The sequence below is a fragment of the Candidatus Neptunochlamydia sp. REUL1 genome, assembly GCF_963457595.1.
Classification (GTDB): domain Bacteria; phylum Chlamydiota; class Chlamydiia; order Chlamydiales; family Simkaniaceae; genus Neptunichlamydia.
In genome coordinates this window covers 1,838,443-1,857,258 of sequence record NZ_OY735137.1, presented here as the reverse complement: position 1 = coordinate 1,857,258, position 18,816 = coordinate 1,838,443, and the positions used below count along the sequence as shown (strand labels likewise).

The window sequence follows — 18,816 nt, the reverse complement described above, 5'->3', positions numbered from 1 at the left end:
ACCGCACTAAGTAGCATATGTCGGTATTACATGTTAAAGAACTTTCTAGCAATAGTGCCTAAATGAAAGAGGTGATAGCAGAAAGATACCATAACCAAGCCCTTAAGGGTCCAGAGAAGAGTGCGGATCCAATTACAGTGGATAAGTCGTTGCACAATTTTAAGCGAGAACCGAACGCTAAGTTTTTGGTGTTGATTTAGTTGAAAGAGAAAGGTCGAGAGCCAAATCAAGATCAAGAGGATCAGATTGGCTCCCGCAAGCTTCGTTAGAGTCCCTTCTGTTGACACTCCGATGAGGAGTATCGCAGTAATCACTTCGATAAGCATAATGGGGCCGATCAAAAGCGCTGCCCGCCTAATATGGGCACGCTCATACTCCACAAACCCCTTCTTAATCTCCCGATAGATCAGATCCAAAACACCTTGTATTATTTAACCAGCTCAAATGAGTTAATAAAGTGGTCAAAATGCCCTTCAAGGTAGTTCGTTACTTCGCACTCCATTGCTAAAAGATAGAGATGATTTTCAGCCATGATAGCACGTCCTTTAAAGTAAGTCCCTTTCGCTTGGATGAAGAAATCAAGCGCTTTATGTCCATCAATAACGACTAAATCAGCAAATATCAGCTCATTGTCATGGTTTTGCGTTACCAGTCCGTTGAGAAAGCTTTCAAGGCTCATCTCAGCATGAGACTCATTAATAAACGGAGGATACTGCGCAATCAGCATCATGTAGATCGCTTTCTTTTCATGTGCAGAAACATACACATCATAGCGAAGGTTATACCCTTCCTCAGGAAAGGGCATGATCTGTTTTACATGCTCAGGAGACTCAGGAAGGGAAACCATACATTTTCCATGTACAGAATGGAATTTCTTCCACCCCTCTGCAGTTTGAATCGTTGCCTTTGATTGAACAGCCATTTTCACGGGTGCTCCCCCAATAAATGCAGGACCGCCCCCTGCCGTTAGTAAAATTGCTCCCAGCGCTGCAAACGCCTTCTTTTTAAATAAACTCAGCATCTTTTTCCCCCTCTCTTCTTCTTTTCGTTTAAGTTACGTGTATTAGAGCAGCAACGCCCCAACTAACGAGGAAAAGAAGGATAAAGATCGAAAGCCCTGCTAAAAAAGCATTTAGCAGCGCCATCCATGCTGAAAACCCTTGCACTTCCCCTAATGCATGTAAATAAATAATTAATCCCCAGATCGCCAAAACAAACTGAGCAATGCCTATGACAAGATTAATGACCGCAGCTGATCCAACAAGACTTTTTTCGTAGCCTGGAACAAACAAGCTGTTGCCATTGATAACAATACAAAAAACCCAAAACAAAAGTGTCACAACCATAGGAACTGTAGACCAATAGGTTGCCGCACGGATTTGTTTAAATGACCCCTTTCCCTTAATAAGTTTTCCGAGCAGGAATGCAAAAAAGCTCGATACATTGAAAACAATATACCCCGCTGGAATCGCTAAAACCGCTGATAGGATAATAATAACCAGTAAGGAGGATGATCTCCCAAGTGCTAGAAACTGACTTATTTGCAGCATATACAGGAAGCCATAAATTGCACACATCACGATGAAGCGAAAACTCACATCATAATCGATAAGCGCTCGTATTGTCTTTCTAGGCTTAGCCCAGATACTGAGCCAAGGATTGAGTCCTAATTTCTCTTTCATTTCCCCTCCTCCATTGATGGGAGGCAAAAATCAAGTCTCCTGCTCAATTTGCCGCCCTCATCTTTAAATCTAGATCGAAAAAATTAATTGCACAAGAGGAAATATTTTCCGCATAAAAGACGGAGGCAGCCGCAGCTGCCCCCTAGTGATTTATACAAAGTACTGGAAATAGAGCACTAATGAAAGTGTAACAAAAACTGGAACTTTGACTGGCTGATAGTTTAGGAGTTTATGAAAAATATTCATCACACAAAGAACTAGTATTGAGGGATAAACAACTTCCAAAACAGGAGCCAAGAGTTTAACAATCCCCGTAAATTCAAGCGTTGAAACAAGAACGGTTACAGCCAAAACAGTTACAAGAGACCACTCATAGGACAGTCGTTTCTTTGTAATACACCTTTGCAAAAACTCAGCACAGACAACCGTTAATGCAATCGCTGTGGTTAGACACGTTAGTGCAATCGACATGCATACAACAAGGCCTGCATGTTGCCCTAAAACGATTTGACCAATACGACCAAGAAGCTGATCAGCCCCTGTGCCATCAAGAGCCATACTATGATGAGCCGCAACATAACTAAATCCAATATAGATCATGCTCAAGAGCCCTGCACCAATCAGACTAGCCTTGAATACCGGGATCAAAACGCTTTTTCGCTCCCCTTGCTGCTCCTTAAGCTTATTATAAACCAGAGAGGAGAAGAAGAAAGCAGCTAAAAGATCCATTGTATTATACCCCTCTCTTAACCCATAAAAGAAAGGGTGTGCTACGTGAGATGATCCCACAGGATCTGAATTTGAGAAAAAGACTCCTTTGATGATGATCACAACCAGAAAGAGGACAAGTATAGGAGATAGAACGTAACCAATAAGATCTAAAATTCTGTTTTTTTTCCATGAGCAGAGAAAGACAATCAAACAGCTAATTAAACTAAAGGTTAGGAGATGCATCCCAGTAAAGTAGACCTTAAGCGTTGAATAGGTCAGCGTAATACACCGGGGAATTCCCCCGAAAGGACCAATCATAGCAAGCAAGAGTATGGTGACAAAAAGGCCAGGTCCTTTGCCAATCCGGCTGAAGAAACTTTCATAGTCTCCTTCATAGAGACTGATAGAGAGTAAACCACTAAATGGAATCAATACAGCTGTCAAAACAAGACCGAGTAGGGCCCATATCAACCCCCCTTCAACAGTCTGCCCAATGATCAGAGGAAATGTAATATTTCCTGCTCCAAAAAACATGGAGAACATCGCGAGGCCTGTTGATAATGATGTGCTTTTTAATTTATTCACTTTTTTCCTTAATTTTCGAATTAATAGTACTAGATTCTGAATGGGGGGGGAGGGACTTACATGCGCCTAAAGGCGCACAATAATTATTCGAGAGGAAATAAGTTGTACATTTTTTACTGTTTCCATAACACCGCGGAGTATACAACACGAAAAAATTTGACGCAAGAGTTATATTACATGCTCTAAAGCTTGGCAAAGGTTTGGATAATGAAAATTATAACCACTCTCACAAAGGCGCCTAGGCTCAACTCGAGTGCTTGATAGAAGAAGTTCTTCCCCTTTTTGCCCCATGAGAAGGCGCACAGCAAACTCAGGAAAAGGTGGTCCCAACCACCGATTAAGAACCTGAGCGAGTTTTTTTGTAAAAACATCATTTGGCACAGGATGAGGAGCTACAACATTCACAGCACCACTTAAGTTAGGCGTCATCATTATATGGTAAAGGGCCCCAACGACATCATCAATTGCAATCCAGCTCATATATTGGTGACCACTCCCGATTCTGCCACCAAGCCCCCATTTGAAGAGGCGCAGCATCTGCTTGAGAGCTCCTCCTTCAGAACTTAGAACCATTCCAAAACGGGTATACACAACACGCACCCCCTTTTCCTCCAGATCTTTTCCAGCACGTTCCCATTGCTGACATACTTCGGAAAGGAAAAGGCCCTTTCCAGGGCCTGATTCTTCGTTTACCACTTTAGTTCCACAATTGCCATAATAGCCAACAGCGGAGGCTGAGATAAAAGCCTGAGGTGGATGAGACAACTTTTTAATCACTTCAACAAGGAGCTCAGTCCCTTTGACTCGACTTTTTAAAACCCGTCTCTTCTTCCGCCTAGTCCACCAGCCTTTGCCAATACTTTCTCCCGCCAGGTGAATCACAACATCAAAACCTTCAAATTCGGAAAGATTGCACTCCCCCGTTTTGGGATTCCAAATCACAGTTTTTTCTTCCCCCGAACTCTTCCGAGAGAGATGCCAAACCTCATAACCCATAAATTCCATAAGATACGCAAGATTTTTCCCAATAAATCCATGAGAGCCGCTGATCAATATCTTGAAGGGTTTTTCAAACGGATATTTCTGAACCATCCCGATATCGTGATCGATCAACGCATGTTTATAGGAAAGGAGTTTACCTATCCTTTGCTTCATGTAATGATTAATAATCGGATTGAGAAATCTAGGCAAGCGGTGGGTAAACTCGAATTTACCAATTATTTCGGATGTGTGCGTACTTTGAGGCGTAATGACTGTTTCATATTTATATTCATCAAAAATCCCTTCGGTCTGATGAAGAGAAAATGACTCATTGTCTTTGTGCGCATCGTGCTGTAGAACTTGCCTGACCCAGAAAAGGTTTAAAACCTTAAAGCGAACAGCAATCTTTGAACCTGGATTATTGGGTCTCCCCTTAGAACAAACGACATCAATTTTTTCTGAAGGGGGAATACATCTTTCCACCACCCTTTTTCTGAGATGCCAATCATAGATCTCTTCAGATGATCTGTTGATTAGCGACCGAAAGCAAATCTTTGTCTTTTTAATCATAGGACCCTGCCATTGCCCTAGCAATTATTACAAGACCCTAGGATTTAATGCAAAATGATTCTTATCCGAACATCCATTCGTGTGCAGAAGCTATGTTGGCTTGAACAGCAATTTCGATGTCTTTAGCAACAGTTCCTTTAAGAGCTGCAGTTACATCCTCCTGAATACGGCCATCTAGAGAAGATTCTGATAAAATCTCAATTTTCTGACTCATAGTTTCAACACCAACTTTAAGTTCGATAGGCTTTGAAACAACCCAAACAAGAACATTTAGCAGAAATTCTGACTGTTTCGGTAACGGGCTGTGGTTCAACTTTCTGCGTACATCTTCAGCGCTAACATCTTTTTCAGACATAACATGCACTCTTTGAAGATTATGCCCCACTTTCGATAGATCGTGTCCTATTGAAAATGCCGTTCCAGCTAGAAGAAGCCCTTTGTAAGAAAACTGCCTAGTATAAGCAACCTTTCCGACGATATATGCAGATACTGCAAGCCATGGAAGCGCGCTAACTTTCAGAGTCGTCGTTCCAACGCGATATACATCTGCTTCTCTAGCTTGTGCCTCTGAAAACGCTTTTGTGTAGACCTCGAAAGCTGAGTTCTTTTCAACATTTAATCCTTCTTTTACTTTAACAGTGCTCTCTCTGGCCTGCCTAAATTGCTCGATTGGCTGTCTATAAGCATCCTGGATGTTTAAAAAATAATCTTTCATATCGTACCATCCTTACGTTAATGTTTTTGCGGATATTATAGATATAAATATAGATTAACGCAAGTTGAAAATAAAAAGCGCAAGCCCTTAAGAAATTGCGCCTTATGTGGCTAGCCTTTCTTGCAGGAACTGCAACATAGAGTCTTACACTTCCCTAAAAAACTAAGTCCCCAGAGACCCGCAAGCCCAACAATGGCATAAGCTAAACGAGAAAGCCAAGAGGCATCGCCGCCAAAAAGCCATGCGATTAAGTCAAACTGAAAAAACCCCCAGAGACCCCAATTAATGGCTCCTACAAGAATAAGAATCAGCGCAATAAAGTTAATTACCTTCATAGGTGGTACCTCCTCTCCTATTCACTTAATGTATCTAAAAAATTTCAATTTTGCTAGCTATTTTTCACATGGTTTGTAAAAATGTTTTGACGTTTAATGGAATGACAAATAAAGTTTTTCATTTCCTTAGAGGAGATTCCATAACAAGAAGGAGCAAATAGCAGCTTATGAAAATATTTAAATCATTCATCTCAATGATTTGTCTAGCTCTTGCGTTGACAGCAAGCGCTGAGGCAAATCCCCTTAAACGGTTCAATTTTAGTGTTTGGACTGACTATTCAGGAATGAAGTTTGATGGACTTTCTCAAGAAGAGAAAACCGACAAACTACAGAAACTATTCGAAGATAAAGTCAAATTTGCAGAGACCTACAATGCAAGACGTGTTCTTGTCAGAGTTCTAAATCCTGCCGAATTTGATTTCTTTAATACTGAAAACTACGATGCTACTCGTGATGACAACTTCTACTATTGGGCATTGCAACTAAGTCAACATGCGGAAATTGAAGCGGTTTTTGATACAGAAGTGTTTGATATCGGAACTCAGTCTTGGACAGACCGAATCCTTGGATATGCAGCTACCTGGCTAAGAATCGAAAGACCTCTTGGAGGTTTCAGAAATTTAAAACAAAAACTTGCTTGGGTTTCATTTTTGAACGAGATGTCTGATCCTTCTGGCAAAGTGAAGTACTTGGTACGAGGAATTACAATTGATCCGAAGAACCTTGAAGACGAAGCCTTGCAGCTGATCATCAATACCCTCGATCAATACAAATACAACGCGTCTGAAGACCTTCCCAAAAACCCTTATTCAGACGTGCGAATGGCTGTTTATCTGGGGCTAGATCAAAAAAACATGGCACTTTGCAATCTAGGGCGTTTCCCATTAAGAACAGACCTGCATGGTCAAACGCCAGATGGCATTGGAGTAACCCCTCCAGAAAACTTTCCATCTGAGGGAACCTCTTATTTGGCTCCAGAATGGCGCAGCGATATCAACAGCCCCCTACTCGACACTGTTTACTTGAAGATGGCTGATAAACGCCTTGTGGAATCCATCTACCAAAACCATTCCATTTTGCCAGATCCAGCTGAACCCAATCGAGAAGCCGTTAAAGCATTGATTGAAGATCTTGGAAGAAATTTTAGAGGGACTCCTTTTTGTGTAGGCCCTGGAAAAATTTCTAATATTAGAGGGTCCTCAGACGTTTCTGGTCTGTATACTTTCTTCAGAACTGGTGGAGGAAATTATAAGCAAGGGCAGTTTGTCGAGGGAGGGTTCATCGAGGTGCGTCCTCCTGCTGCTGCTAGGAGAATTCGAAAGACTATCGCAGCTCAGCCCGAAAATAACAAAGCCTTAAAGCTTACCTCAACATTTAGTACAACTGAGACTATTGAAAAAGTTGAGTATTACATTACAGCAACACCTGTAGCCTGGGGTTCTCCCCAACTCTCAAATTTCATACGCACTAAAATCTACTACGTATTTAGCACTGATTTTGAAGCTACTGATTTTGAAGCTAAGGAGTCTCGCTTTTTTGGAAACTGGAATCTACAAAACTTCCTTGATTTCCTAAGCTCCCCCCATAACAACTCAAAACTCCGGTTTGGATTTTTGGAACAACTTACCTTCAAGAATTTTGATGGGAACTGGGTAAGCCCTGTTAACAATATTGTCCTACATGATTTCACCACTATTCCTAACGGAACACCTTTTCCCGAATGTAACTGGGGACTGGGAAATCAAAACCACTACTAGTGGTTGAAACCTTCTCTATGACAACGGAAGCTCCTTAGGGCGCTTCCGTTGTTGACTTTATAGAAGAATTCAATTACCATTTTGCATTGTGACGAAATTAGACAAAGAAACACTTATCGATCTGACCAAGCTGTGTCGGATCAACTGCAGCGAAGAAGAGTTAGAAACGCTTCTTAACAACCTCCAGTCTATCCTAGGTTATATCGACCAAATGGAAGAGGTTGATACCGAAGGCGTCCCTGTGTGTAACCATGTCAGTGAAGAAATGGAGTCGGTTACTCGAGAAGATGAGCCAGATCAATCTCTCGATAGGAAAACATTCCTCGATAATAGTCCTTCTCATGTTGGCGGAATGATCCGCGTTCCAACTGTCATTAAATTTTGAGTAGCCATGTATCTTAAATCTGCCCTACAACTTCATGATGCCTTTGTAAAAGGAGAGCTCACCGCCTCTGAAATCACGTCCTATTATCTACAACGTATCCAAACATTGGATTCGGACCTTGAATCATTCATAAATGTTTTCTCTGACCGCGCTATGGCAAAAGCTGAAGAACTTGATGTAAAACGTGCAACCGGAGCTCCTGTTGGAAAATTAGCTGGGATTCCTATAGCTATTAAAGACAACATTCAGATTAAAAGAGAAGTCACAACATGTGGTTCCAAGTTCTTATCAAACTATGTCGCTCCATTTGATGCAACAGCAGTCCGCTTGATTGAAGAGCAGGATGGTCTTGTGATTGGCAAAACCAATATGGATGAGTTTGCGATGGGCTCATCAACAGAACATTCAGCATATCAAACGACGAGAAACCCATGGAATCTTTCCTGTGCTCCAGGAGGATCCTCAGGAGGATCTGCTGCAGCCGTTGGCGGAAGGCTTGCCCCAATAGCTCTCGGCAGTGACACGGGTGGATCGATTCGTCAGCCTGCTGCGTTTACAGGAACCGTAGGATTCAAACCCACCTACGGACGAGTCTCCCGTCATGGCCTCGTTGCCTTTGGCTCCTCACTCGACCAAATTGGTCCATTTGCAAACTCCGTAAAAGACATCGCTTTGATGATGGAAGTGATGGGTCGTCCTTGCGACTTTGATGCAACGAATGTGAAAAAGACTCCAGAAAACTATCTTGACCACTTAGAAACCTCGATCCAGGGAAAGACTGTCGGTGTACCGTGGGGCTTTCTAGATGAACTATCTGATGGCGCCAGAAAAGTCTTTGAAGAGGCCTTAGATGTCCTAAAAAAAACCGGCGTAAAACTTGTTGAAATCAAGCTCACCAAATTAAAGTACTCGATTCCAATTTACTACATCTTGTCAACCGCAGAGGCTTCAACAAACCTTGCCCGATTTGATGGCATCCGTTTTGGAAAACGCTCTGAAAGTGCAAAAAATCTGGATGAAATCTACGATTTATCTCGGGAAGAAGGGTTCGGGCCGGAGGTGAAGCAAAGGATCCTTCTTGGAACTTTTGTCCTCTCTTCAGGATTTCAAGATGCCTATTATAAAAAGGCCCAGAAGATTCGAACACTGATGATTCAAGAGTACAAGAAAGCCTTTGAGATTTGTGACGTTATAGCAATGCCAGTCACCCCTTCGCCAGCTTTTGAAATTGCCGGAATTCGTGATCCTCTAGAAATGTATTTGCAAGACCTCTATACAGTTGGAGCAAATTTGGCAGGATTGCCAGCAATTAGTGTTCCTTCGGGAAAAAATGGCAATGACCTCCCTCATGGTCTACAGTTTCTAGGGCCACAAATGTCTGATGGAAAAGTCATGCACTTTGCCTATCAATTTGAAAAAGCGCTTAACTTAACGGGATTCATCCCTCCCCTTTTTGACAAGGAGTCTGCAGTATGAGTCATATCTCTTATGAAGAATGGGAACCCGTTATTGGCCTTGAAGTTCATGCGCAACTAAAGACTCGTTCGAAAATATTTGCCCGTTCTCCCAACCGATTCGGTGATGAACCCAATACAAATATTGAGGTCGTTGATACCGGGCAGCCTGGTGCTCTACCTGTTCTGAATAAAGAGGCTGTGGAGATCGCAGTGCGTTTTGGATGTGCTGTTAATGCTCAGATTGCTGAATTTAGTAAATTTGACCGAAAATCCTATTTCTACCCTGACTCTCCTCGAAACTTCCAAATCACTCAATTCGATATGCCCATTGTTATTGGAGGAGAAGTCATAGCAGATGTTGAGGGAAAATCAAAAACATTTGCAATTCACCATGCCCACCTTGAAGATGATGCAGGCATGCTGAAACACTTTTCAGACTTTGCTGGAGTTGATTATAACCGAGCAGGCGTTCCCCTCTTAGAGATTGTTTCTGAGCCCTGTATGTCCTCCCCAGCCGATGCAACAGCGTTTGCGACAACACTAAAGGCTATTATGGAATATCTCGATGTGTCTGACTGCAATATGGAAGAAGGGTCGATGCGAATCGATACCAATGTTTCAGTTCGACCCAAGGGAGATAAAACACTTCGAAACAAAGTCGAAATTAAAAACCTCAATTCATTTAGCTATATGGAAATGGGAATTAAATCAGAGATTCGTAGACAGATTCGTGCCTATACTGAACGTCCCCACGAGGACCCTAATATTGTCGTTCCAAGTAGTACTGTTCGTCTGGATCTTGATAAAAAAGAGACGATTCTCATGCGCTCTAAAGAGGAAGCACGAGACTACCGTTACTTCCCTGAGCCCGATCTACCTCCCATTATCCTGACAAAGGAATATATCGAAAAGGTGAAACGCGATCTTCCTGAACTCCCCCACGAAAGATTTAAGCGTTATATCAGCGATCTCAAGTTAACAGAATACAACGCTTCTATTTTGGTCAACGATAAGCAGCTTTCTGACTATTATGAAGAAGCTCTCAAAGTGTGCAAAAATGCAAGCGCTCTTTGCAACTGGGTAACTGTAGAATTTGTTGGTCGCTTTAAAGATAGCGGCACTCCCCTTTACAAGTCAGGTATTCATCCGGAGCACATCGCAGCGCTCGTCTCCTTTATTGACTCAAAGAAAATCACGGGACGTATTGCTAAAGAAGTCGCCGATATCATGGCAAAGACCCCAGGAAGAGACCCCGAGATCATCATCAAGGAAAATCCCAATTTTCAGGCGGTTCATGATACCTCTGCTATCGAACCCTTCGTCGATGAAGTCCTCGGTGCTAATCAGCAATCTATAGAAGATTTTAGAAATGGGAAGGATAAAGCCTTTAACTTCTTGGTGGGGCAGGTCATGAAACTCTCTAAGGGTAAGGCGTCTCCAGATGTTGTTAAAGAATTAATCATTAAAAAAATATCATAACTTGTTTTAAATCAAAGTTTTAACTACTCTCCTCTATAAAACTTAAGGATAAGGAGAGAGTTATGACACCTGTTGATGAGTCGTGTCCAAGTGATCTACTTGGAGCCAATCTTAGAGAAGAAAGAGAAGAGTCTTTTTCTGAAAAAGCGCACTCGTTCGCTAAGAATTACTTTTCACACTTTTACTGTCCGAATCCCGTAACAGGAAACTGGCAGTTTTGGATTATTCCTCAATCTATTGAAATAAATCTCGGGAAATTTAGCTTTATCGTAGCAAAATACCTTAAAGGATGGGGTGAGCTCAGCCATAAAGATAAAGAGCTCTGCGAAAGTATTGTCTCAAAACTAGCAACTCAAAGTAATCGAACGCTTCCGTTCCAAGTCACCATTCTACAAAATAAGATTTTGTCAGCATGGTGCTCGGCCGGTGGATATATTGGCATTCATGGACACCTTCTTGACAAAATGGAATATTACTTAGCTCATAGAGAGGAACTAGGACTAACAAAGTATGTTCATCCTCATACTGGAGAAACCATTAGTTACAAAGATCTCACAAAAAGCGATCTAATTGCTGCTATATTAGGACATGAGATGACCCATGCTGATGCACGTCACCAAGGATATATGTTCGAGCGGGGCATCTTCCTGAGACTTATTCGAGACAGAAGAGAGCTTGAATTTGAGGCGGATAAATATGGGCTCCAGCTAGCTGCTAAAAGTGGATTTAGACCTGAGGCTGCTCTTTTCTTTCTTGAGGTTGCTAAAATTGAGCTTGAAAAACAACTGAGCTCAATGCCTACCTCAGTGAAAGAGTGTTTGATAAATAGCAGAACGCATCCCACGTGTACCAAGAGACAAATTGCTCTATTTGAGACTGTTAAAGCCTTAATGAAATCGTAAGCAGAAGCGATAGTTTTCAATCTTCTCTATTTATTTAAGGGAATTTTATTTACTATTGCTATTAAACGACATGCGGAGGTGAAGTTATGTCAGAAATTAGTGAGATAGGTTCAGGAGATGTTGTCATTGAAGTCACCTCTCAGGATCGCGAAGAAGCAGCAAGTTTTCTAAGTAAGGCTGTGCATGCATTTGCAACACCATTTATTGCAGCTCTCGACTTTATTGCTCCTAAAAATCTAGTGACTGGAAGTCGCCAGCTTTGGTACCTACCAAAATCTCTTGAAAATTTAATGGGACGCATCATGTATCCCATCATGAAGGCTAATCAAGGCGGAGAAACAGAGCACTTATTTTCTGAAACATGTCGCAAAATCATGCAAGAACTTGCAGTCCACTCCAAAAGAGAGTTCAACTATGAAGTTTCTGTTCTAAATAACAACCAGGTTAACGCTTGGTGTTTACCAGGTGGAAAGGTCGCTGTATACAAAACGCTCCTTGAAAAAATCGATTTCTACGTCCACAATAAAGATAAGCTTGGTATAAATGGCTATACCCATCCTGAATCTGGCGAATTCATTAGCTATGCTGATGTCAAAAAAAGAGACGTTATTGCTGCTCTTTTAGGTCATGAGATGACACATGCAGACGCCCGCCATTCAGCACGGAGCCTTGAAATGAGTTTCCTTGCTCAGGCTGCAATATTTGGGCTAAATAAATACACTAAAAGCATCCTTGACAACTGGGAAGTGGATCTTGCCACCCGAGAATCTAACCGCTCTACCGATCCCGAAGATGTCAGAGACGAAAAGCAAAAAATCCGAGCTTGGAGAAATATCCATAGTGTTGCTTTTGGATGCCTAACACACCTAGGAATTCAACTCTATTTCTTAGCAGGAAGTCACAGCCACGAACTAGAAGCGGATAAATATGGAACAAAAATGGCCGTAGCAGCTGGTTATAACCCAGCTGGAGCCCTTTTCTTGCAAGAGATTTTGAAACAGGAGTCCAAAGGTATCCATTCTTTCTTGCCCGAATCTTCCCAAAAAATTCAGTCCTTATTTCATTCCCATCCCTCTAGCAGTGATAGACAACTAGCGCTGTTTCAAGATGTGAAAGCATACAAAATGGGTTCCTGAAGACACACCCTAAACGCAAAAAAAGCTTGGGGTGAATAAAACTAGTTTGATTAAAAACCTTCTTTTAAATAAATAAAAAAGGAAGTCGAACTAGGTTTTTTTTAATGCTACGTGCATTTGCTTTTTCTATTTTCTTTTCATTACTTTTGATGACTCAGGGATGTGACATCAAGGGAGCCAACGATCCCTACTCCTACGCCCCTCATAGTCCTGATTCCATTTGGCAACCTCCTAAAAAAGCTCAAAAACGCCTTCCAAATATGGAGGATCTCGCTAAAGAGGGTGAGGACTATCACAAGTTTTCAAAAGAAGCTCCAATTACTCTTGCTGAAATTATCGATATCGCCCTTTCCAGAAATCCAGATACCAAACAGAGTTGGGCTGCAGCTCGTGTGAGTGCGGCCGAATATGGGCAATCTCTTCAAGATTATTTCCTACTTGCGGAAGGAGCAGGCAACTATACGCGAACACGCTTTGCTCAATTTATAGGATCAACGCGCTCTATTGTCTATGAAACCCAATATGGTGGAGAACTAGAGCTCACCTATACAATTCTTGATTTTGGACAGACACGAATGACGAGTGAAGCAGCTCTTCAATCTCTTTTCAATGCCGATTGGTCCCACAATAGCCAGGTTCAGCAAACGATTCAGATCGTCATGACAGACTATTACAACTATCTGTACCAAAAACAGCTTCTCTTCTCGACAGAGCAAGATGTGATCAACGCCAAAGTTTCTTTAGATGCTACAGAGGGGAAATTCCGGCAAGGACTTGCTGACACTTCAGATATCGTTCAAGCCAGAACGCAGTACCTGTCCAATAAGCTTGCCGTCGTCAATCAAAAGCAGAGCCTTCACACATCCTATACTCAGTTGCTCAACGACATGGGACTCCCCTCTGATGGAGCTATCTATTTTCAAAACTACCCAGATGAAATTGTCTTTTTTGAGCTAGAAACACTAGATAAACTTATTCTCAAAGCTAATGAAAACCGTCCAGACCTTCTTGCTGCTGAGGCAGAAGTAAAATCCAGCATCGCAAGCTATAATGCTGCTCGTTTAGAAAAGATGCCTGTCGTTACTGGTGAGTTTGACATTGGAAGAAAGTACTTCCAACATGGGGTCAATGACCGCTATGATTTCACTGCGCAAGTAAACCTCACATTCCCGCTTTTTCAGGGGTTTTTCATTGAGAATAGCATCAAAAAAGCACGAGCTACGATTGAGGAATCTGAAGCTTCATTAGATCTTGTCCGTCTAAGCATTATTCAAGAGGTTTCCAACTATAGAAGTGATGTGGGATATTCTAAAGAGTCTATTGAATATGCAAAATCTTATCTAGAATCAGCTGAAGAAGATTTCAAAGTCAACCTAAAGAAGTACCGCGTAGGAACCGGAACGATTATTGATTTAATCAATGCCCAAACTTCGGTGTCCGATGCTCGATCTCAACTCGCGCAAGCTCAAAATAGTTGGTACACGTCAGTTGCCAATCTTGCCTATGCAACCGGAACCCTATTCCGTCCAGTCGATCAGGAACAAACCCCCTATTTACAACTTATAGAAGATAAGGAAAGTCGCCATGAAAAGCCTTCTTTTTAGCGCAGCGCTCATGCTAGCTCTTGTAGGGTGTTCAAAAAAACAAGCCCCGCATGAACCAAAGGCCATTCCTGTTCACGCCGCTAAATCTATTGCCAGAGATGTGCCCAAGTATATTTCAACAATAGGGCATATGGAAGCTTACCAGGTCGTCAACGTAATGGCTCAAGTTGATGGATACCTTATGAAAACCTACTTCACAGACGGAGCAGATGTGAAACAAGGCGATCTTCTATATCTCATAGATCAACGCCCCTATATAGCAGACCTTGAAAAAGCAGAGGGAGCACTAGAAAAAAGCATTGCAAATCTCGGATATGCTGAGAGAACCGCTGAGAGAAACTCGCAGCTCGTAAAGGATGAATATATTTCGCAAGATCAATTTGATAGTTTAGTTACAACAGTCATGGCCGATGATGCTACGGTTAAACAAAACCAAGCTGCAGTAGAAAATGCAAAAATCAACCTGGGGTATACAACGATCTATTCGCCTCTTGACGCACGTGCTGGGGAAACTCAAATCTACGATGGAAACCTTATTTTAGAAAATCAAGAAACGACTCTTGTCACTCTGAACCAAATCACACCCATCTATTCAGTCTTCTTCATCAACGAAAAAGATCTTCCATCTGTCCAGAGATACAAAGCAAAGTACAACGATTTAAAAGTCTATATCACAGTAGATGATCCAGAGTCGCCAACCTACGAAGGAATTCTCACCTTTATTGATAACGGTGTCGATATTTCAACAGGAATGATCAAGTTAAAGGCAAGTCACACAAATAATGATAAAATCCTATGGCCGAATCAGTATGTCAAAGTGAAGCTAGTTCTGGATGTTCTTGAAAATGCAGTCATTGTCCCTTTCGAATCGGTTCAAACCAGCCCAAAGGGAAAATATATCTATGTCCTTAAAGGAAACCAAACAGTCGAGCTAAGAGATGTGACTGTTGGCCAAATGCAAGAAGACAATACCATCGTTGTAACGAAAGGGTTGAGGGCAGACGAAAAGGTAATTACTGTAGGGCAAGTGAATCTCTATCCCGGAGCCAAAGTAACCGTGAAACAGAGCGAGGATGAGCTGTGAGCCTTTCCGAACCCTTTATCCGCCGCCCTGTAATGACGACACTCGTCATGGCCTCAATCCTATTTCTAGGAATGCTTGCCTATCAAGGCCTTCCAGTCAGCGACCTCCCTGATGTCGAGTATCCCACAATTGAAGTCACAACAAGTTATCCTGGTGCTGGACCTCAAGCCATGGCCGACACTGTAACTTCCCCTCTAGAGCGGCAATTTACAAGTATCGAAGGAATCGAAACTATCGCCTCTTCCAGCACAAACGGAAGCTCAACAATCGTCCTTCAGTTTAATCTCGACAAAGATATTGATGCTGCTGCAACAGACGTTCAATCAGCAATTAACCAGGCTCAACCGAATCTTCCCGCTGACTTGCCAAACTACCCCACTTATAAAAAAACCAATCCCTCACAAACCCCCGTTCTTTTCCTCTCTGTTTCCTCTGATCTTATGTCTCTTGGTGACCTTTATGATTACGCCTATGCATTGATGGGCCGTCGACTAGGAATGGTCAATGGAGTCTCCGATGTTGATGTCTATGGATCACCCTTTGCCGTTCGTGTTCAAGTCGATCCCGACTATTTATCCGCCCATCAAATTGGGATCAATGAAGTTGCCAATTCAATTGTCAATAGCAACCCAGAGCTCCCTGTAGGAAATCTCTATGGCCCTGATACAGAATACACAATTCAGGTTGACGGACAGATGGAAACTGCGGCTGGCTATAATGAACTGATTGTCCGAAACAATAATCAAGCTCTTTTAAAAGTCAAAAACCTTGGGAATGCGATCAATTCTTTGCAAAATGATAAGTATGCTCTCAACTACATCACCAAAGAAGGGGAGGTTCCTTGCGTTGTCATTGCGATCGTAAAAGAAGCTGGAGCCAACACTATTAAGGTCATCGAAGGTGTTAAAGACATGCTTGAAGAGATCAAATGGGAGCTCCCTACCTCTGTTAAGCTTGAATATCTTTTTGATCAATCGGCCTTTATTATGGAATCTGTCCATGATGTTGAGCTCACTTTGATTGTAGCCTTCATCCTCGTTGTTTTAGTTGTCCTCTTCTACCTTGGAAAATTTCTAGATACTGTCATTCCAATTCTAGCCCTTCCCATGTCGGTCGTAGGAACCTTTGCCTTAATGTTTGTCTATGGATTCAGTATCGATATCTTGTCACTTCTTGCCCTCACCCTATCAATAGGGTTCCTTGTTGATGACGCCATTGTCGTTCTTGAAAATATCCATCGCCATGTTGAAATGGGAAAAACGACATGGGAAGCCTCTCTTAATGGCTCCAAACAGATCAGCTTTACGATCCTTTCCATGACCCTCTCCCTTGCTTGCGTATTTATCCCCTTAGTATTTATGGATGGAATCATGGGAAGAATGTTTCGAGAGTTTGCAATTACCATCGTAACAGCTGTTCTTATTTCGGGATTTATCTCCCTATCCTTAACTCCCATGCTCTGTAGCCGCTTTGTTTCTCAAAGCTCCCATGATAAGAAGAAAAACTGGATCGAAAGAATCTCCGACAAACTCACTACATCTCTTCTTAACCTGTATAAAAAAGGTCTCAATATTGTTTTTAAACACCGGTTTATGACTGTCCTTGCCGGCTGTGCTTCCGTTGCTGCCACCATTTATCTAGGAGCCTCTCTCCCAACAGATTTTATCCCCGGAGATGACCTAGGGTTTGTCAATGGATTTGCCGTTGCATCCGATCCCACATCCCCCTATAAGATGATCGATTATCAAAATAAACTCTCGGAAATCATCAAAAATGACCCCAATGTTCAAGATCACGTTGCCGTCGCTGCCATTCCAAATCCTAACCAATCCCTCATGTTCATCCGTTTGAAACCTTTTAAAGATAGAGCCAGCATGACTAAATGTATCCAGGAGCTTTTGCCAAAGCTTCAGGAAGTTCCAGGAGTCAGCGCATTTCTCCGTCCTCTTCCTCTGATTAATCTTGATGTCGGAACCTCTATGAGTATGGGGAACTATCAGTACACTCTTCAATCTACCAATACTGACGCTCTCTACGAAGATGTAGAAAAAATCCTCAATGAAATGCGGCAATCCTCCGATTTCACACAAGTAATCAGCAATATGCACAACAAAGCCCCTTATCTCGATGTGCATATTGATCGGGACCGAGCCTATGAGCTCAACGTTTCAGCCAATGCGATTGAATCAACATTCGAATACGCTTATTCAGGAGGAAGACTCTCTCTTATCAATGGTACTGAAGACCAATACTACGTCATTATTGAAACCGTACCAAGTGCCTACAAAAACCCCACTGTTCTAGATAAACTCTACGTCTCTGCCTCTACCAATACCGCCATTAGCGATCGGAATGCCAACAACAACGTCGGAACAAAATTCCCTACTCAAGTCCCCCTTTCCGCAGTCGCCTCGTGGAAAGAAACCGTTGGTCCTTTAAGTGTCGCTCATATCAATACACTCCCCGCCGTTACCATCTCATACGATCTAGGAAAAGGTGTTCCTTTAGGAACTGCGCTCTCTAACCTCAATACAATTGCAGACAGCACACTTTCTAGCGATGTCCATGCCATCCAAATCGGTTCGAGTCAAATCTTTCAACAGTCCTTTGCAAGCCTAAAGTTTCTTTTTGTGATTACCATCTTTGCAATCTATGTCATCCTTGGGATCCTCTATGAAAATTTCATCCACCCCCTCACAGTTATGTCTGCAATTCCTCCTGCTGCCCTTGGCGCAATCATCACTCTCATCATCTTTGGACAGCCCCTCTCCCTCTATGCCTTTATCGGTATCATCATGCTACTTGGAATCGTCCTAAAAAATGGAATTATGCTTGTCGACTTTGCGAATGAAGGAATTCGTGAAGGAAAGGATATCCATACCGCCATCTATGAAGCCTGCTGTGCCCGTTTCAGACCCATCCTAATGACAACCTTTGCCGCTATGATGGGAGCCGTTCCTATTGCTCTTGGAATTGGAGGATCCACCGCGCAATCACGTCGCCCCCTTGGAATGGTTGTCGTCGGAGGACTGATTATCTCTCAGATCCTAACGCTTTACTTCACCCCCATTATCTTCACCTATCTCGAAGGAATGCGACAAAAATTCCACATAGGCCGCAAGAAAAAGACCGATCAGCTAGAAGCCTAGATAGGCTGCGGTAATTTCTTATAATTGTCGCTTTGATCTATCTACTGTAATAAGCTAAGAGGAATATCCAACTTCAATTCTACCTAGGCTCTGTCCTCGAAGTTTACACCATATGATGATCGAAGCGAACAAGAGGGTTCTGGTGCAAAAATTTTCTATGGGGAAAGGTTTACTCAAGGCTGCTTCCGTTTCAGTGAGATCAAGCTGCTATCCCAAAAAGATCCTCTATAAATATTTTTTTAGATAAAGTATAGCTAAAATATTTCGTTTTAGTTATAATTTTT

Annotated in this window: 16 protein-coding genes; 9 read left to right on the top strand and 7 right to left on the bottom strand. The window is 42.2% G+C overall.

From position 1 onward, the window contains the following. Positions 1-26: 26 nt before the first annotated feature. The 7 genes from R2I63_RS09915 to R2I63_RS09885 all read right to left on the bottom strand — a co-directional run bounded on the left by R2I63_RS09915 (position 27) and on the right by R2I63_RS09885 (position 5,579). Positions 27-416 (bottom strand): hypothetical protein, encoded by a 390-nt coding sequence (locus R2I63_RS09915; RefSeq protein WP_316357380.1) that lies wholly within the window; start codon positions 414-416, stop codon positions 27-29. Positions 417-427: 11 nt separating this feature from the next. Then, positions 428-1,021 (bottom strand): hypothetical protein, encoded by a 594-nt coding sequence (locus tag R2I63_RS09910; RefSeq protein WP_316357379.1) that lies wholly within the window; start codon positions 1,019-1,021, stop codon positions 428-430. Positions 1,022-1,049: 28 nt separating this feature from the next. After that, entirely contained in the window at positions 1,050-1,682 is a 633-nt protein-coding gene (locus tag R2I63_RS09905) for a YIP1 family protein (protein WP_316357377.1), read from the bottom strand. Between the two features lie 150 nt (positions 1,683-1,832). Further along, positions 1,833-2,978 carry a branched-chain amino acid transport system II carrier protein gene (gene brnQ / locus R2I63_RS09900; RefSeq protein ID WP_316357375.1) on the bottom strand — a complete coding sequence of 382 codons (1,146 nt, stop codon included), beginning with the start codon at positions 2,976-2,978 and terminating at the stop codon, positions 1,833-1,835. A 168-nt stretch (positions 2,979-3,146) separates the two neighbouring features. After that, positions 3,147-4,529 (bottom strand): TIGR01777 family oxidoreductase, encoded by a 1,383-nt coding sequence (locus R2I63_RS09895; protein ID WP_316357372.1) that lies wholly within the window; start codon positions 4,527-4,529, stop codon positions 3,147-3,149. A gap of 61 nt (positions 4,530-4,590) precedes the next feature. Further along, positions 4,591-5,244 (bottom strand): hypothetical protein, encoded by a 654-nt coding sequence (locus R2I63_RS09890; RefSeq protein WP_316357367.1) that lies wholly within the window; start codon positions 5,242-5,244, stop codon positions 4,591-4,593. 110 nt (positions 5,245-5,354) lie between these two features. Continuing rightward, a complete protein-coding gene (locus tag R2I63_RS09885) occupies positions 5,355-5,579 on the bottom strand; it encodes a DUF378 domain-containing protein (RefSeq protein WP_316357364.1) in 225 nt (74 codons plus the stop codon). Between the two features lie 167 nt (positions 5,580-5,746). Here R2I63_RS09885 and R2I63_RS09880 point away from each other — a divergent pair, with 167 nt between their 5' ends. The 9 genes from R2I63_RS09880 to R2I63_RS09840 all read left to right on the top strand — a co-directional run bounded on the left by R2I63_RS09880 (position 5,747) and on the right by R2I63_RS09840 (position 18,532). After that, positions 5,747-7,336, top strand: a complete 1,590-nt coding sequence (locus tag R2I63_RS09880) for a hypothetical protein (protein ID WP_316357360.1) — start codon at positions 5,747-5,749, stop codon at positions 7,334-7,336. An 88-nt stretch (positions 7,337-7,424) separates the two neighbouring features. Then, positions 7,425-7,721, top strand: a complete 297-nt coding sequence (gene gatC, locus R2I63_RS09875) for an Asp-tRNA(Asn)/Glu-tRNA(Gln) amidotransferase subunit GatC (protein ID WP_316357358.1) — start codon at positions 7,425-7,427, stop codon at positions 7,719-7,721. 6 nt (positions 7,722-7,727) lie between these two features. After that, positions 7,728-9,197 carry an Asp-tRNA(Asn)/Glu-tRNA(Gln) amidotransferase subunit GatA gene (gene gatA / locus R2I63_RS09870; protein WP_316357355.1) on the top strand — a complete coding sequence of 490 codons (1,470 nt, stop codon included), beginning with the start codon at positions 7,728-7,730 and terminating at the stop codon, positions 9,195-9,197. Further along, on the top strand, positions 9,194-10,657 hold the full coding sequence (gene gatB / locus R2I63_RS09865; RefSeq protein ID WP_316357352.1) for an Asp-tRNA(Asn)/Glu-tRNA(Gln) amidotransferase subunit GatB: 1,464 nt from the start codon (positions 9,194-9,196) through the stop codon (positions 10,655-10,657). Before gatA ends, gatB begins: the two co-directional genes overlap by 4 nt. A 62-nt stretch (positions 10,658-10,719) precedes the next feature. Next, on the top strand, positions 10,720-11,559 hold the full coding sequence (locus tag R2I63_RS09860) for a M48 family metallopeptidase (protein ID WP_316357350.1): 840 nt from the start codon (positions 10,720-10,722) through the stop codon (positions 11,557-11,559). Positions 11,560-11,645: 86 nt separating this feature from the next. Continuing rightward, positions 11,646-12,695 carry a M48 family metalloprotease gene (locus R2I63_RS09855; protein ID WP_316357348.1) on the top strand — a complete coding sequence of 350 codons (1,050 nt, stop codon included), beginning with the start codon at positions 11,646-11,648 and terminating at the stop codon, positions 12,693-12,695. 104 nt (positions 12,696-12,799) lie between these two features. Next, the gene (locus R2I63_RS09850; RefSeq protein WP_316357346.1) at positions 12,800-14,299 is read left to right on the top strand and encodes a TolC family protein; all 1,500 of its coding nucleotides are present in this window, start codon (positions 12,800-12,802) and stop codon (positions 14,297-14,299) included. Continuing rightward, complete coding sequence (locus R2I63_RS09845; RefSeq protein ID WP_316357344.1) at positions 14,280-15,383, top strand: efflux RND transporter periplasmic adaptor subunit; 1,104 nt, start codon at positions 14,280-14,282, stop codon at positions 15,381-15,383. The genes R2I63_RS09850 and R2I63_RS09845 overlap by 20 nt, the downstream gene beginning before the upstream one ends. Next, the gene (locus R2I63_RS09840; protein WP_316357342.1) at positions 15,380-18,532 is read left to right on the top strand and encodes an efflux RND transporter permease subunit; all 3,153 of its coding nucleotides are present in this window, start codon (positions 15,380-15,382) and stop codon (positions 18,530-18,532) included. The genes R2I63_RS09845 and R2I63_RS09840 overlap by 4 nt, the downstream gene beginning before the upstream one ends. Positions 18,533-18,816 lie beyond the last annotated feature (284 nt).

What these genes read in the sequence shown, in the direction of transcription:
- R2I63_RS09895 (WP_316357372.1), bottom strand. Translation starts at nt 4,529, where the DNA reads ATGATTAAAAAGACAAAGATTTGCTTTCGGTCGCTAATCAACAGATCA.
- R2I63_RS09890 (WP_316357367.1), bottom strand. Translation starts at nt 5,244, where the DNA reads ATGAAAGATTATTTTTTAAACATCCAGGATGCTTATAGACAGCCAATC.
- R2I63_RS09885 (WP_316357364.1), bottom strand. Translation starts at nt 5,579, where the DNA reads ATGAAGGTAATTAACTTTATTGCGCTGATTCTTATTCTTGTAGGAGCC.
- R2I63_RS09860 (WP_316357350.1), top strand. Translation starts at nt 10,720, where the DNA reads ATGACACCTGTTGATGAGTCGTGTCCAAGTGATCTACTTGGAGCCAAT.
- R2I63_RS09845 (WP_316357344.1), top strand. Translation starts at nt 14,280, where the DNA reads ATGAAAAGCCTTCTTTTTAGCGCAGCGCTCATGCTAGCTCTTGTAGGG.
- R2I63_RS09880 (WP_316357360.1), top strand. Translation starts at nt 5,747, where the DNA reads ATGAAAATATTTAAATCATTCATCTCAATGATTTGTCTAGCTCTTGCG.
- R2I63_RS09850 (WP_316357346.1), top strand. Translation starts at nt 12,800, where the DNA reads ATGCTACGTGCATTTGCTTTTTCTATTTTCTTTTCATTACTTTTGATG.
- gatB (WP_316357352.1), top strand. Translation starts at nt 9,194, where the DNA reads ATGAGTCATATCTCTTATGAAGAATGGGAACCCGTTATTGGCCTTGAA.
- R2I63_RS09905 (WP_316357377.1), bottom strand. Translation starts at nt 1,682, where the DNA reads ATGAAAGAGAAATTAGGACTCAATCCTTGGCTCAGTATCTGGGCTAAG.
- R2I63_RS09910 (WP_316357379.1), bottom strand. Translation starts at nt 1,021, where the DNA reads ATGCTGAGTTTATTTAAAAAGAAGGCGTTTGCAGCGCTGGGAGCAATT.
- R2I63_RS09855 (WP_316357348.1), top strand. Translation starts at nt 11,646, where the DNA reads ATGTCAGAAATTAGTGAGATAGGTTCAGGAGATGTTGTCATTGAAGTC.
- gatA (WP_316357355.1), top strand. Translation starts at nt 7,728, where the DNA reads ATGTATCTTAAATCTGCCCTACAACTTCATGATGCCTTTGTAAAAGGA.